Raw genomic sequence first — 14,968 nt, forward strand, 5'->3', positions numbered from 1 at the left:
TCTCCTGGCCCGATGAAATTCGGGCGAATCGTCCGCGAAAAGGCCTTCGACGCATTATCGGCGCGCGGCCGTGTCATCGCCATGTCCCGGCGGCGACGTGTCATTTGCCGCTGGTACAATCGCGCCGATGCGCCGGGCGCCGATGCGCCGGGCCGCCTGCCCGCGCCGCACGCGCCCCCAACCCTCGTCGAATTCCCGTATGGCAACTCCGGACGCCGTCAGTTCCGAACAGTCGTGGTGGGGCGTCCTGGCCCTGGCACTCACTGCCTTCATCTTCAACACCACCGAATTCGTGCCCGTCGCGCTGCTGAGCGCGATCGGCGACAGCCTGCGGATGCAGCCGACCGACGTCGGCCTGATGCTGACGATCTACGCGTGGGCCGTCGCGGTCGTGTCGCTGCCGTTGACGTTCGTCACGCGCCACGTCGAGCGGCGCAAGCTGCTGAGCTGCGCGCTGCTGGTGTTCATCGGCAGCCATGTCGTCACCGGCGTCGCGTGGAATTTCACGGTGCTGATGATCGGCCGGCTCGGCATCGCGTGCGCGCATGCGGTGTTCTGGTCGATTTCCGTCCCGCTGGCCGTGCGGCTCGCGCCGAGCGACCGCAAGAGCCGCGCGTTGAGCCTGCTCGCGATGGGCACGGCGATCGCGATGGTTGCCGGCATTCCGCTCGGGCGCGTGATCGGCGAGGCGCTCGGCTGGCGCGTGACGTTCCTCGTGATCGGCGGCGCGGCGGCCGTCGCGCTGCTGATGCTGCGCATGACGCTGCCGGCGCTGCCGAGCCAGGGCGCCGGATCGCTGTCCAGCATCGGCATGTTTCTCAGGAAGCCGGCGCTGGTATCGCTGTATGCGATCACCGTGCTGGTCGTGTCCGCGCATTTCACGTCGTACACGTACATCGAGCCGTTCGTGCAGAGCGTCAATCATGCGAGCAGCAGCCGGATCACCTACGTGCTGATCCTGTTCGGCGTCGCCGGCATGCCGGCCGCGGTCTGCTTCAACCGCGTGTTTCCCGAGCGGCCGGCCGATTTCCTGCTCGCGTCGATCATCGCGCTGTCGGCGTGTCTGCTGATCCTGTTCCCGAGCGCGCTGAACATCGTCACGCTGTCGGTTCACACGCTGGTGTGGGGCGGCGCGATCGTCTGCTTCGGGCTCGCGATGCAGGCGTGGGTGCTGAAGCTCGCGCCCGAGGCGACCGATCTCGCGGTGTCGATCTTTTCCGGGCTGTACAACGTCGGCATCGGCGCCGGCGCGCTGCTCGGCAACCATATCGCCGGGGATTTCGGCCTGCCGTGGATCGGCACGTTCGGCGGGGTGGTCGGGATCGCCTCCGCCGGGATCGCGTGGGCCGCGTTGCGGCTGCATGAGCGGCGGGCGGTGGCGTAATCCGCCGTCGGTGCGGCCCGTCGCGCGGATTCCCGCCGCATCGCGCTGCCGCGGTTTCGCGTCCCGACGCGCACGCATGGCCGCCGGCACGACCGATCGGGTGTAGCCTGAAACAAGGACACGCACATCGGAGGCGACATGGAACGGGAGTTGAAACTGCGGATTTCCGCAAAGGATCTCGACAAGCTGCGTCGCGCGCCGTTGCTCGCGCAATCCGGGCGCGCCAGCGCATCGCAACTGCGGACGAGCACCTATTTCGATACGCCCGCGCTCGGCGTGCACCGGTGCGCGGCTTCGCTGCGGGTGCGCGCGACCGGCGACGAGCGGGTCCAGACGCTGAAGCTGGACGGGGCGTCGCAGGCCGGACTGTTCGACAGGAACGAGTTCGAAACGCCCGTCGATGGCGACGTCCCCGATCTCGCGCCGCTGCGGGAACGCATACCCGACGACAGCGACTGCGGCAGGCTCGTCCGCGACGAGGCGACGGCCGGCCAGCTCGAGCCGGTGTTCGTCACGCGGATCAGGTGGTCGGTCTTTCCGCTGCGCCTGCCGTCCGGAGACGAGCTCGAGGTCGCGCTCGACAAAGGTACCGTGGAAGCGGCGTCGGGTTCGGTCCCGATCGCCGCCGTCGAACTGGAGCTGAAGCGCGGCGAGCCGGAAAGCCTGTACGGCGTCGCGCTGGCCATGCTCGACATCGTGCCATTGCGAATCGATCGCGAGAGCAAGGCCGATCTCGGCTACGGGCTCCTCGTCGGCGAGCACCGCGCGGCCGTCAAGGCGCGGCCGGTGCAACTGAAGAAACGCGATTCGATCGAAGACGCGTTCTGCCGTATCGCGCGCAACTGCCTGGACCAGGTCAACGCGAACGAACGTGGCGTCGCGTCCGGTCACGACCCGTCGAGCGTGCATCAGATGCGTGTGGGGCTGCGTCGTTTGCGCTCCGCGCTCGACCTGTTCGGGAAAGCGGTTCCCGCGTTTCCCGGCCTTGACGACGAACTGCGCTGGATCGCGTCGGAGCTGGGCACCGCGCGGGACTGGGAAGTGCTCGCGGGATCGACGCTCGAACAGGCCGGCGCGAACGGCCATCCGGACGAGGTTCGTGCGGCCCGCGACGCGTGCGAGCAGATTGCGGTCAGGAACCGGCAGCGCGCGGCCGCCGCGGTCGAATCGGTTCGCTACACGCGGCTCGCGCTGCAACTCGCGTCGTGGTTGAGCCGACAGGGCTGGCGAGCGGGGATGTCCGACGAACAGCGCGCGGCGATCGGTCGTCCGGCGAGGCGGTTTGCCACGGATGTCCTGCGTCGGCGGCATCGCAAGCTGATCGAACGTGGCAAGGGGCTGGCCGATCTCGACGATCGCCGTCGTCATCGTGCGCGCATCGCGGCGAAGAAAGTCCGATACGCGACGGAATTCTTCGCGTCGCTCTGTTCCAGACGGACCGTCCGGCCCTACGTCGACGCGCTGACCGCGCTTCAGGACGATCTGGGCTGGCGCAACGATGCCGTGGTCGCGGAGCAGCTTCTGAAGGCGCTGCCTCGCACAGCGCCCGCCGCCGCGCCGGGCGCGGCCTTTGCGCGCGGTTTCCTGGCCGCCCGCGTGGCTGCCGATCGTCCGACGATGAAGAAGCTGTGGAAGCGCTTCAGGCGTCTTTCGCCACCGCACTGATCCGGCCACGGGGACGTGGCCGGATCGCGGCGCCTTCGTGCGGAATACGGGCGGCCGGCCACGCCGCATTCGCATCAGGAAAACCCTGATCCGCCCACCCCGGACCTCGATTTCCGTCGACGTCGCCCGTCGCCCGCCCCGCGCATTTCATCGCCCGCAAAGCCGCGTTCCGGAAACCCGTTTCGCGCCTCCCATCAAGCCTTTCCGCCCCGCCAACCAGACAAAACGGGTATGGCGCAGTGCAATATTTCGCGAATCGTAGCGAATTACGATACCTGCCAGGTATGAAAAAGCGAGACCAAAAGTATTGGACGGTCCATTTCGCCGCCGCGTATAAATCCGTTCCATGAACTCCCCACACGCAGCGTGCCCCATGTCTCCCGTCACCATCGAACGCATTGAAACCCGCCTCGTCGACCTGCCGACGATCCGTCCGCACAAGCTGTCGGTCGCCACGATGCACGGCCAGACGCTGATGCTGGTGAAGGTGACCTGCAGCGACGGCGTGACGGGCACCGGCGAAGGCACGACGATCGCCGGAATGGCCTATGGCCCGGAAAGCCCGGAAGCGATGAAACTCGCGATCGACGCATACCTCGCGCCGGCCATCATCGGCAAGGACGCGACGCGCATCCAGACGCTGATGGCGTTCCTCGGCAAGCTCGCGAAGGTCAATCACTTCGCGAAGAGCGCGCTCGAAACCGCGCTGCTCGATGCGCACGGCAAGCGCCTCGGCGTGCCGGTCAGCGAGCTGCTCGGCGGCCGTCGGCGCGATCGCCTGCCGGTCGCGTGGACGCTCGCATCGGGCAACACGGCGACCGATATCGCCGAAGCCGAGCGGATGCTCGACCTGCGCCGCCACAACGTGTTCAAGCTGAAGATCGGCGCGAAGGCGCTCGACGCGGACATCCGGCACGTGGCCGAGATCAAGCGGGCAGTCGGCGAGCGCGCATCGGTGCGCGTCGACGTGAACATGGCGTGGAGCGAAACGCAGGCCGCGCGCGCGATTCCGGCGCTCGCCGATGCCGGCTGCGAACTGGTCGAGCAGCCGGTCGCGTCGGCCGCGGCGCTCGCACGGCTGATGCGCCGCTTCCCGGTCGCGCTGATGGCCGATGAAATCCTGCAGGGCCCGGACAGCGCGTTCGAGATCGCGAAGCATCACGGCGCGGACGTGTTCGCGATCAAGATCGAGCAGAGCGGCGGCCTCTTCGCGGCGCAGCGCGTCGCGGCGATCGCGGACGCGGCCGGCATCGAGCTGTACGGCGGCACGATGCTCGAAGGCGCGTTCAGCACGGTCGCGTCCGCGCATCTGTTCGCGAGCTTCGCGAACCTGCAGTGGGGCACCGAACTGTTCGGACCGCTACTGATTACCGAAGAGATTCTCACGACCCCGCTCGACTACAGCGATTTCGAACTGACCGTGCCGAGCGGCCCGGGCCTCGGCATCGAGCTCGACGAAGCGAAGGTCGCGCGGTTCACCCGCGACGGGCTGACGAAAGTCTCCCGCTGACCCGCGACAAACCGCGACAACCCGATCACGCACCAGGACATCACGATGCTTTTCCACGTACGCATGGACGTCAATCTCCCGGCCGACATGCCGGCCGGCGTGGCCGACGAGATCAAGACTCGCGAGAAGGCGTATTCGCAGGACCTGCAGCGCAGCGGCAAGTGGCGCCACATCTGGCGCATCGCCGGCGAATACGCGAACTACAGCGTGTTCGACGTATCCGGCAACGCCGAGCTGCACGAGATCCTGACCGGCTTGCCGCTGTTCCCGTACATGAAGATTTCGGTGACGCCGTTGTGTCGCCACCCGTCGTCGGTACACGACGGCGACGTTTGAACCACGGCGCTGCCTCTTCCGCAACGGCGGGCACCGGGTCACCTTTCCCCAAAATACACGTGGAGACACCATCATGAGCGTCAAAGTATTCGAAACCAAGGAAGTGCAGGATCTGCTGAAGGCCGCGTCGAACGCGGGCGCCAATGGCACCAACGGCACCAACGGCGGCGACGCGCGCACGCGGCAGGTCGTGCTGCGGCTGCTCGGCGACCTGTTCAAGGCGATCGACGATCTCGACATCACGCCCGACGAAGTGTGGGCCGGCGTGAACTACCTGAACAAGCTCGGTCAGGACGGCGAGGCGGCGCTACTCGCGGCCGGCCTTGGTCTCGAGAAGTATCTCGACATCCGGATGGACGCGGAGGACGAAGCGATCGGGCTCGACGGCGGCACGCCGCGCACGATCGAAGGCCCGCTGTACGTCGGCGGCGCGCCGGTGCGCGACGGCGTCGCGAAGATCGACATCGACGCCGACGAAGGCGCGGGCCCGCTCGTGATCCACGGCACGGTCACGGGGCACGACGGCAAGCCGGTGGCCGGCGCGCTGGTCGAGTGCTGGCACGCGAACTCACACGGCTTCTACTCGCACTTCGACCCGACCGGCGCGCAGAGCGATTTCAACCTGCGCGGCGCGGTGAAGACGGGCGCGGACGGCAAGTACGAATTCCGCACGCTGATGCCGGTCGGCTACGGCTGCCCGCCGCAGGGCGCGACGCAGCAGCTGCTCGACCGCCTCGGCCGTCACGGCAACCGCCCGGCGCACGTGCACTTCTTCGTGACCAGCGACGGCCACCGCAAGCTGACGACGCAGTTCAACATCGACGGCGACCCGCTGATCTGGGACGACTTCGCGTATGCGACGCGCGAGGAGCTGATTCCGCCCGTCACCGGCAAGACCGGCGGCATCGCGCTCGGGCTGAAGGCCGACGCCTACCAGGACATCGAGTTCAACTTCGTCCTGACGCCGCGCGTCGAGGGCAAGGACAACCAGATCGTCGAACGCCTGCGCGCTTCCGCCACGGCATAACCGCCCGACGGCACGGCGGCGCGCCTGCGCCGCCGCCGGCCGGATCCCCGCGAGATTCAATCGATACCGATGCGAGCGTGCTTGCAGGACCCGGCACGCGCACAGGAGGAACCAACATGTCCGCCACGATCGACCACACCACCGAACTGGACCACCTGCTCGCCACCGCCGTGCAGGACGACAAGGAGGCCGGCGTTTTCCGCTGCCGCCGCGACATCTTCACGAACGAGGCGCTGTACGAGCTCGAGATGAAGCACATCTTCGAGGGCAACTGGGTGTACCTCGCGCACGAAAGCCAGATCCCGAACAACAACGATTACTACACGACGTGGATCGGCCGCCAGCCGATCGTCATCACGCGCGACAAGACCGGCGAGCTGCACGCGGTGATCAATGCGTGCGCGCACAAGGGCGCGATGCTGTGCCGCCGCAAGCACGGCAACAAGGGCAGCTTCACGTGCCCGTTCCACGGCTGGACTTTCTCGAACACCGGCAAGCTGCTGAAGGTGAAGGACGAGAAGACGACCGAGTATCCGGTGCAGTTCAACACGCACGGCTCGCACGACCTGAAGAAGGTCGCGCGCTTCCAGAACTATCGCGGCTTCCTGTTCGGCAGCCTCCGCGACGATGTGCTGCCGCTTGAGGACTATCTCGGCGAAGCGCGCGTGATCATCGACCAGATCGTCGACCAGGCGCCGAACGGCCTCGAAGTGCTGCGCGGCAACTCCTCCTACATCTACGAAGGCAACTGGAAGATGCAGATGGAGAACGGCTGCGACGGCTATCACGTGAGCACCGTGCACTGGAACTACGCGGCGACGATGGGCCGCCGCAAGGAAGACGGCACCAAAGCCGTCGACGCGAACAGCTGGAGCAAGTCGGTCGCGGGCGTGTACGGCTTCGACAACGGCCACATCCTGCTGTGGACCAAGACGATGAACCCCGAGGTGCGGCCCGTGTACCAGCACCGCGACGAGATCAAGGCGCGCGTCGGCGACGTGCAGGCCGACTTCATCGTGAACCAGACGCGCAACCTGTGCGTGTACCCGAACGTGTTCCTGATGGACCAGTTCAGCACGCAGATCCGCGTGGTGCGTCCGCTCGGCGTCGACAAGACCGAAGTCAGCATCTTCTGTTTCGCGCCGAAGGGCGAGAGCGAGGCCGACCGCACGACGCGCATTCGCCAGTACGAGGACTTCTTCAACGTGACCGGAATGGGCACGGCCGACGATCTCGAGGAATTCCGCGCGTGCCAGGCCGGCTATGCGGGCATCACGGCGATGTGGAACGACCTGTCGCGCGGCGCGCCGCTGTGGATCGACGGGCCGGACGAGAACGCGAAAAGGATGGGGCTGAACCCGCGCATGTCGGGCGAGCGCAGCGAGGACGAAGGGCTGTTCGTGTGCCAGCACGAACACTGGGTGCACGTGATGCGCGATGCACTGAAGAAGGAACGCGGGGAGGTGCAAGCATGAACATCGATTACCGGACCATCTGCGCGGCGCTGTATCGCGAAGCGCGCCTGCTCGACGACCGCGAGTGGGACGAGTGGCTGACCTGCTACACGGAAGACGTCACGTACTGGATGCCCGCGTGGGACGACGACGACCGGCCGACCGACGATCCGCGCAGCCAGATCTCGCTGATGTACTACGCGGATCGCGGCGGCCTCGAGGATCGCGTGTTCCGGATCAAGACCGAGCGCAGCGGCGCGTCGACGCCCGAGCCGCGCACCAGCCACAACGTGACGAACGTCGAGGTGCTGGCCGAGCGCGACGGCGAGGTGGACGTGCGCTACAACTTCCACACGCTGAACCACCGCTACCGCGTGACCGATCACTTCTTCGGCACGATGTTCGTCACGTTGCGCCGCTCGGGCGACGCGTGGTTGATCTCGAACAAGAAGATCGTGCTGAAGAACGACTACATCCGGCAGGTGCTCGACGTGTACCACGTCTGACGCCGATCGATTCGACACGTAACACAGGGAGACGATGTCATGTCCACCTACAAGATTGCACTGAACTTCGAGGACGGGGTCACCCGCTTCATCGACTGCAAGGCCGGCGAGAAGGTGCTCGACGCCGCGTTCCGCGCGAAGATCAACCTGCCGATGGACTGTTCCGACGGCGTGTGCGGCACCTGCAAGTGCCGCGCGGAGAGCGGCAGCTATGACCTCGGCGACGATTACATCGACGACGCGCTCACCGAGGACGAGAAGGACGGCGGCCTCGTGCTGACGTGCCAGATGGTGCCGCAAAGCGATTGCGTGATCGCGGTGCCGAGCTCGTCGGTCGCATGCAAGACGGGCCACGGCGCGTTCGCCGCGACGGTCGCGAAGGTCGAGCCGCACCACGACGCGGCGATCGTGCTCGAACTCGACGTCGATGCGGCCGCTCCCGTGTTCCTGCCCGGCCAGTACGTGAACATCGGCGTGCCGGGCAGCGGCCAGCACCGGTCGTACTCGTTCTCGTCCGCGCCGGGCGACACGAAGATCGGATTCCTGATCAAGAAGATTCCCGGCGGCGTGATGAGCTCGTGGCTCGAATCGGCGAAACCCGGCGACACGCTCGAACTGAACGGGCCGCTCGGTAGCTTCTACCTGCGCGATGTGGCGCGGCCACTGCTGTTCCTCGCGGGCGGCACGGGCCTCGCGCCGTTCCTGTCGATGCTCGAGGTGCTCGCACGCAGCGGCTCGCGGCAGAAGGTGCATCTGATCTACGGCGTGACGCGCGATCTCGACCTGGTGTTGGTCGACGCGATCGAAGCGTATGCGGCGAAGCTGCCGAACTTCAGCTTTGCAACGGTCGTTGCCGATGCGGCGTCGAGCCATCCGCGCAAGGGCTGGGTCACGCAGCACATTCCGGCCGATGCGCTGAACGACGGCGACGTGGACGTCTACCTGTGCGGACCGCCGCCGATGGTCGACGCGGTGCGCCAGTACTTCGACGACGCAGGCGTGAAGCCGAACAGCTTCCACTACGAGAAGTTCACCCCGAACGTGACGGCAAAGGCGGCATGATCATGCAACGATTCTCCGGAAAGGTCGTCGTCGTCACCGGCGCGGCGCAGGGCATCGGCCGCGGCGTCGCGCTGCGCGCGGCGGCCGAGGGCGGCCGCGTGCTGTTCGTCGATCGCGCGGACTTCGTGGCGGAGGTGGCCGCCGAGGCGCCGGGCGGCAACACGGCCGGATTCGTCGCGGATCTCGAAACCTACGACGGCGCGCGCGCGGCGATGGCGTGCGCGGTCGCGACGTTCGGCCGGATCGACGTGCTGATCAACGGCGTCGGCGGTGCGATCCGGATGCGGCCGTTCGCCGAGTTCGAGCCCGATCAGATCGACGCGGAAATCCGCCGCTCGCTGATGCCCACGCTCTACAGTTGCCACGCCGTGCTGCCGCATTTGCTGGCCGGGGGCGGCGGCACGATCGTGAACGTATCGTCGAACGCGACGCGCGGCATTCGTCGCGTGCCGTATTCGGCCGCGAAGGGCGGTGTCAACGCGCTGACGGCGGCGCTCGCGATGGAATACGCGGAGCACGGCATCCGCGTGGTCGCGACCGCGCCGGGCGGCACCACGGCGCCGCCGCGCCGGGTGCCGCGCAATGCGGCCGGCGACAACGCGCAGGAACAGGCGTGGATGGCCGAAGCAGTGCGGCAGGTGACCGATTCGACGTTCTTCAAGCGTTACGGCACGCTCGACGAGCAGATCGCGCCGATCCTGTTCCTGGCGTCGGACGAAGCGAGTTACATCACCGGCACGGTGCTGCCGGTCGCGGGCGGCGACACGGGTTGAGCGGCGGGTGGCCTGTTCGCCCGCAGCTTCAGACATGCGCGCGCTCCGGTCAGGCGTGCGCGACGACCATCGAACAACCGGCCGGTGCGGACAGCCCGGCCACGGAGACACTCATGCGCCAACGCGAAGCGATCATCTCCGCCGGAATGGAAGCCGTGTACGAAAAAATCGGCTATGCGCCGGCGATCAAGGTCGGCGATACCGTGTACGTGTCCGGCCAGATCGGCCGCGATGCGGCGATGCAACTGGTCGAAGAACGCGAAGCGCAGATCGTGCAGGCGTTCGAGAACCTCAAGGTCGTGCTCGAGGCGGCCGGCGCATCGCTCGACGACGTGGTCGACCTGACGACCTTCCATACCGACATGCGTGACCTGCCGCTGTTCATGACGGTGCGCGACCGTTATCTCCATGCGCATCCGCGGCCGGCGTGGACTGCGGTCGGCGCGCACATGCTCGGCGGGGCGCCCGGTTATATCGTCGAAATCAAGGCGGTTGCCGTGCTGCAGGGATAGTCGCGGCCGCTGCTGGCGAGACGACACGGTCCGACCGCTTGTGGCGCGCATCGGATGCCGACGTCCGGCCCGTCTACCGCCGGATCGCCGCTCGCAACCGTCTCACGTCCTGCTCCGACACCGGCGCGGCGCGATTTCCCCATGCGCCGCGCACATAGCTGACCACCGCGGCAATCTCGCCGCTCGTCAGCGCGCCGCGCATCGCCGGCATCCGCTGCACCGGCCCGTGCGTGCCGGGCGCCGGCCGAGCGCCTTCGACGACGATCCGGATCGCGCTGGTCGGATCGGCCGCGAGCGCGGCCGAATTGCCGGCGAGCGGCGGCCCGCGATCGGGCACGCCCGCGCCTTCCGCGCCGTGGCAGCGCGCACAGAATCCCGCATATACGCCGGCCCCCGGCGCCTGCTGGCCGCCCTCCGGGCGCGGCCCCGCCGCGGTCAGCCGCGGGACGCCGACGCCGAGCGGATTCGTCGCGGCAGTCGGTTGCGCGGGCAACGATTTGAGGTACACGGCGATCGCGTGACGATCCGCATCCGTCAGCAGCGCGGTGCTTTCGCCGACGACGGGCGCCATCGCGCCGAACACCGCGCCGCGCACCGCGTGGCCGCTGCGCAGGAATGCGGCGAGATCGTCGGCCGTCCAGCGGCCGAGGCCGTCCGCGTCCGCGCCGGTGAGGTTCGGTGCGAACCAGTGATCGTTGATGCCGCCGGTGAGAAACGCGGCGCTGCGTTCGTCGTAGCCGCGCTCGTTGTAGGCCGGGCCGCGCGGCGTGTGGCATGCGCCGCAGTGGCCGAGCCCCTGCACGAGATACGCGCCGCGATTCCATTCCGCCGATCGCGACGACTGCGGCGCGAACCGGTCGCGGTTCGCGAACGCCAGGCTCCACAGCCCGAGCGCCCAGCGCTGGTTGAACGGAAACGGCAGCCGCGTGATTTTTACCGCGTTCGCCGACGGCGCGACGCCACGCATGAAATACGCATACAACGCGCGCACGTCGTCGTCGGACAGGCGCGCGAACGACGGGTAGGGCATCGCAGGATACAGCCGGCTGCCGTCCGCGCGCACGCCGCGCCGCAACGCATCGTCGAACTGGCGCAGCGTGTCGTTGCCGATCCCGTGCACGGGATCCGGCGTGATGTTCGGTGCATAGATCGGCCCGAACGGCGAATTGACCGGCTGGCCGCCGGCGTACGGCGTGTGGTCGGCGGCATCGTGGCAGGCGGCGCAGTCGCCGGCGAGCGCGAGATAGCGGCCGCGCGCGATCGTCGCGGCATCGGCGCTCGCGGCCGCGGCGGCAATCACCGGGCGGCGGGCGGCGGAAGCGGCCGATGCGGACGATGCGGGTGAGGTGGACGACGCCGACGCCGGGGGCGAAGCCGATGAAGCGTCCAACGGCGTAGTCGAAGCCTGTTCGGCCGCCGTGTCTCGCCGCTGCGCCAGCCGCGGATCGCGGTTCACCCGGTCCGACATCGACGCGCCGGCATCGGCTGCCGACGCGCGTATCCGCACGAAACGCCAGCCCGACGCGGGCTCGGGCGCCTCCGTCGGAGACGCGGCTTCGGCCGGATCGCCGGCGGGCGCCGCGTGGTCGTCCTGCTGCATGTCGCATGCGCACAGCGCGGCGCACACGGCGAGCGCGACGCCCGCGCGGCGGCGCCGACCGACGCGCGCGGCACACGAAACACACGAAGCGAACGAGATCAACGCCATGGACTGCACGGCCCCACGAAAGCGGTGACGATTCCGGTGAACACGAGACCGATTACGAACCCGAGCGCGGCGAGCATCCCGCAGCGCGCGAGGAACCGCGTGCTGTCGTCGCGCGTCGCGGCCTGCACGTTCGCGTCGTGCCGGCGTTGCCACGTGCGCACGAGCCAGGCGGCGAACGCCGTCGCCAGCGCGAACGCGCATGCGGCGATCAGCGCGAGCCACACGCCGACGTGCGCCCAACGCGGCACGGCCTGCGCGACGCCGAGCGGATAGCATGCGGTCGACGCGAGCGTCTCGGATGCCAGCATCTGCGCGAACCACAGCGCGGGCGCGCCGATCAGGCCGGCCGCGATCGCGAGCAGGGGTGTCCATGAGCGTCGCGCGCCGTTCATCCCGCGCTCCTGAGCCAGTATGGCGATACGTACAACGCGGTGAAGATGAACAGCCAGACGATGTCGACGAAGTGCCAGTAGAGCCCGCCGACCGTCAGCGCGACGCGCCGTTCGCGGCCGAAGAAGCCGGCGGCGGTCCACCCGGCGAGCAGCGCGAGGATGACGAGGCCGGCCGCCACGTGCGCGAGGTGAAAGCCCGTGATCGTGAAATACAGGCTGCCGTACAGGTGCGCGGTCGGTCCGTACGGATGGTCGCGCCACTCGTGCAGCTGAACGAGCGCGAACGCGACGCCGAGCAGCAGCGCGACGGCGAGCGCGGCCGCCGCGCGCAGGCGCCGCTCGGCCCGCACCGCGCGCTCGGCGAGCCACACGAACACGCTGCTCGACAGCAGCACGACGGTGTTGCCGGCCGCGAGGCCGATCTTCGGCATCCCGTCGGGCGGCCAGGGCGCGTCCGATTGCGACTGCAGGTAGAAATAGCAGAACAGCAGGTAGCCGAACAGCCCGGCCTCGGTCACGATCAGCGTGATGACGCCCCACCAGCCGCCCGCGCGTTCGCCGCAACTGCCGACCGGCAGCGGTTCGACGCACGCGACCGGCGCACCGGACGGCGCGGTCGCCGAGCGCGGTTCGGCCGGATGCAGGCCGGCCGCTGCCGGTGCCTGGGTGGTGTCGCGGGCCGGAAGGTGCGCACGCTGCCCGAGCGTGCGGCGCGGCCACAGCCACACGGCGGTCCCGATCGCGCAACCGGCGACGGCCGCGCACACGAGCGTCGGCGAGCGCGCCAGCATCGCAGCGAACACGGCGGTCGCGAGCAGCGCGAGCACGAACGGCACGCAGCTGTCCTCGGGCATCTTCAGGATCGCGCTCGGTTTTGCCGCGAGCGGCGTGACCGCGAGCGCCTCGCGCCCGTCGGCGAGCCGATAGCCGACGCGCATGCTGGTGCGCATCGGATCCTCGCGCGTTTCCCACAGCGGGTGCCGCGACGCGACGAGCGGCAGCACCGCGAAGTTGTAGACGGGCGTCGGCGACGCGACCGACCATTCGAGCCCGGCGGCGCCCCACGGATTCTCGCCGGCGCGCGCGCCGCGCCGCGCGCTGACGAGCGCGTTGACGACGAACATCACGATTCCGATGCCGAACACGAACGAGCCGATCGTCGTCAGCAGGTTCGACGTATCCCAGCCCATCCCGGACGGGTAGGTGTAGATGCGGCGCGGCATCCCGAGCAACCCGGAGACGTGCATCGGGAAGAAGCCGAGGTTGAAGCCGACCAGCACGATCCAGAACGTCAGCTTGCCGAAGCGTTCGTTCATCATCCGCCCGGTGAATTTCGGGAACCAGTACGTGACACCGCCGAGCACGGGGAAGACGTTGATGCCGAGCAGCATGTAGTGCAGGTGCGCGACGACGAAATACGTGTCGGTCAGCTGCCAGTCGAGCGGCACCGCGGCCGTCATCACGCCGGATACGCCGCCGATCACGAACATCAGCACGAAGCCCGCGAAATACAGGAACGGCGTGCGGAACACCGGACGGCCCGTCCAGATCGTCGCGAGCCACGCGAACACCGCGACCGCACTCGGGATCGAGATCAGCATGCTCGCCGCGCCGAAGAACGCGAGCGCGAGCGGCGCGATGCCGGTCGCGAACATGTGGTGGACCCACACCTCGAAGCCGATCAGCATCGTCGCGACCGTCGATACCGCGACGGCTTCGTACGCGACGAGCGGCCGCCGGCAGAAAGTCGGCAGCGCGTCCGACACGATTCCCATCGCGGGCAGCACGACCACGTAGACCCACGGGTGCGCGAACATCCAGAACAGGTGCTGCCACAACAGCGGCCGCCCGCCGTTCGCGACGTCGAAGAAGTGCGTGCCGGCATTGCGGTCGAGCCACAGCAGCAGGAACGCGAGGCTGACGGACGGCACCGCGACGAGGTTCGCCACCGACGCGGTGAGCGTGCCCCACACGATGATCGGCAGCCGGTCGATCGACATCCCGTGCGCGCGCATCCGCAGCAGCGTGACGACGAAGTTCGCGGCGCCGCCGGTCGTCGAGATGCCGAGCAGGATCATGCCGAGCGCATAGATGTCGATGTTCGCACCGGCGCTGTAATCGAGCGACGTGAGCGGCACGTAGTTGAACCAGCCGCCGTCCGGCACGGCGCCGAGCGGAAAGCTCGCATACAGGAACAGCCCGGCGAACAGGAACGCCCAGTACGAGAACGCGTTCAGCCTCGGGAACGCCATGTCGCGCGAGCCGAGCATCAGCGGCCACAGATAGTTCGCGAAGCCGGACAGCACCGGCAGCGCGTACAGGAAGATCATCGTGACGCCGTGCATCGTGAACAGCGAGTCGTACTGCGCGGGCGTGAGCACCGTCGCATTCGGCCGCGCGAGCTGGATGCGCATCGCGAGCGCCTCGACGCCGCCGAGCAGCAGGAACGCGAACGCGGTGACGATGTAGCGCAGCCCGATGCGCTTGTGGTCGACCGTGCCGAGCCAGCCGCGCCAGCCGGGTTCCGATTCCCACAGCGCGGCCAGTTCGCGCTCGTGCGTGGAGCCCGGCGGCGCTTCGCCGAGGTCGGGCACGCGGCTGAGCGGAGCGGGCGTGTCGCGGGCAACGGCCATCGTCAT

Annotated in this window: 13 protein-coding genes; 10 read left to right on the forward strand and 3 right to left on the reverse strand. The window is 68.3% G+C overall.

Annotated features, from left to right (window positions below; all coding sequences use genetic code 11):
• Window positions 1-199 precede the first annotated feature (199 nt).
• From WS45_RS16965 to WS45_RS17010, 10 genes are all read left to right on the forward strand, one after another.
• A complete protein-coding gene (locus tag WS45_RS16965) occupies window positions 200-1,384 on the forward strand; it encodes a sugar transporter (RefSeq protein WP_059700828.1) in 1,185 nt (394 codons plus the stop codon).
• Window positions 1,385-1,522: 138 nt separating this feature from the next.
• Window positions 1,523-3,049 (forward strand): CYTH and CHAD domain-containing protein, encoded by a 1,527-nt coding sequence (locus WS45_RS16970; RefSeq protein ID WP_059700829.1) that lies wholly within the window; start codon window positions 1,523-1,525, stop codon window positions 3,047-3,049.
• Between the two features lie 373 nt (window positions 3,050-3,422).
• Window positions 3,423-4,559, forward strand: a complete 1,137-nt coding sequence (locus WS45_RS16975; RefSeq protein ID WP_059700830.1) for a muconate/chloromuconate family cycloisomerase — start codon at window positions 3,423-3,425, stop codon at window positions 4,557-4,559.
• A 45-nt stretch (window positions 4,560-4,604) separates the two neighbouring features.
• Window positions 4,605-4,895 carry a muconolactone Delta-isomerase gene (catC, locus tag WS45_RS16980; protein ID WP_059536876.1) on the forward strand — a complete coding sequence of 97 codons (291 nt, stop codon included), beginning with the start codon at window positions 4,605-4,607 and terminating at the stop codon, window positions 4,893-4,895.
• Window positions 4,896-4,968: 73 nt separating this feature from the next.
• Window positions 4,969-5,922, forward strand: a complete 954-nt coding sequence (gene catA, locus WS45_RS16985) for a catechol 1,2-dioxygenase (RefSeq protein ID WP_059700831.1) — start codon at window positions 4,969-4,971, stop codon at window positions 5,920-5,922.
• A gap of 116 nt (window positions 5,923-6,038) precedes the next feature.
• Window positions 6,039-7,397 carry a Rieske 2Fe-2S domain-containing protein gene (locus WS45_RS16990; RefSeq protein ID WP_059536868.1) on the forward strand — a complete coding sequence of 453 codons (1,359 nt, stop codon included), beginning with the start codon at window positions 6,039-6,041 and terminating at the stop codon, window positions 7,395-7,397.
• Complete coding sequence (gene benB, locus WS45_RS16995; RefSeq protein WP_059700832.1) at window positions 7,394-7,882, forward strand: benzoate 1,2-dioxygenase small subunit; 489 nt, start codon at window positions 7,394-7,396, stop codon at window positions 7,880-7,882. Before WS45_RS16990 ends, benB begins: the two co-directional genes overlap by 4 nt.
• 39 nt (window positions 7,883-7,921) lie before the next feature.
• Window positions 7,922-8,944 carry a benzoate 1,2-dioxygenase electron transfer component BenC gene (gene benC / locus WS45_RS17000; RefSeq protein ID WP_059700833.1) on the forward strand — a complete coding sequence of 341 codons (1,023 nt, stop codon included), beginning with the start codon at window positions 7,922-7,924 and terminating at the stop codon, window positions 8,942-8,944.
• Complete coding sequence (benD, locus tag WS45_RS17005) at window positions 8,941-9,717, forward strand: benzoate diol dehydrogenase BenD (RefSeq protein WP_059700834.1); 777 nt, start codon at window positions 8,941-8,943, stop codon at window positions 9,715-9,717. Before benC ends, benD begins: the two co-directional genes overlap by 4 nt.
• A gap of 113 nt (window positions 9,718-9,830) precedes the next feature.
• On the forward strand, window positions 9,831-10,229 hold the full coding sequence (locus WS45_RS17010) for a RidA family protein (protein WP_059700835.1): 399 nt from the start codon (window positions 9,831-9,833) through the stop codon (window positions 10,227-10,229).
• Between the two features lie 73 nt (window positions 10,230-10,302).
• Here WS45_RS17010 and WS45_RS17015 read toward each other — a convergent pair whose 3' ends face one another.
• Genes WS45_RS17015 through ctaD form a run of 3 tightly spaced genes read right to left on the reverse strand, consistent with a single transcriptional unit; the run spans window position 10,303 to window position 14,962 of the window.
• A complete protein-coding gene (locus WS45_RS17015) occupies window positions 10,303-11,937 on the reverse strand; it encodes a cytochrome c (RefSeq protein WP_059700836.1) in 1,635 nt (544 codons plus the stop codon).
• The gene (locus tag WS45_RS17020) at window positions 11,928-12,329 is read right to left on the reverse strand and encodes a hypothetical protein (protein WP_059536848.1); all 402 of its coding nucleotides are present in this window, start codon (window positions 12,327-12,329) and stop codon (window positions 11,928-11,930) included. The genes WS45_RS17015 and WS45_RS17020 overlap by 10 nt, the downstream gene beginning before the upstream one ends.
• Window positions 12,326-14,962, reverse strand: coding sequence for a cytochrome c oxidase subunit I (gene ctaD / locus WS45_RS17025; protein ID WP_059701021.1), 2,637 nt, complete (start codon window positions 14,960-14,962; stop codon window positions 12,326-12,328). Before ctaD ends, WS45_RS17020 begins: the two co-directional genes overlap by 4 nt.
• Window positions 14,963-14,968: the final 6 nt, after the last annotated feature.

It is taken from the genome of Burkholderia sp. RF2-non_BP3 (assembly GCF_001522185.1).
Taxonomy (GTDB): domain Bacteria; phylum Pseudomonadota; class Gammaproteobacteria; order Burkholderiales; family Burkholderiaceae; genus Burkholderia; species Burkholderia diffusa.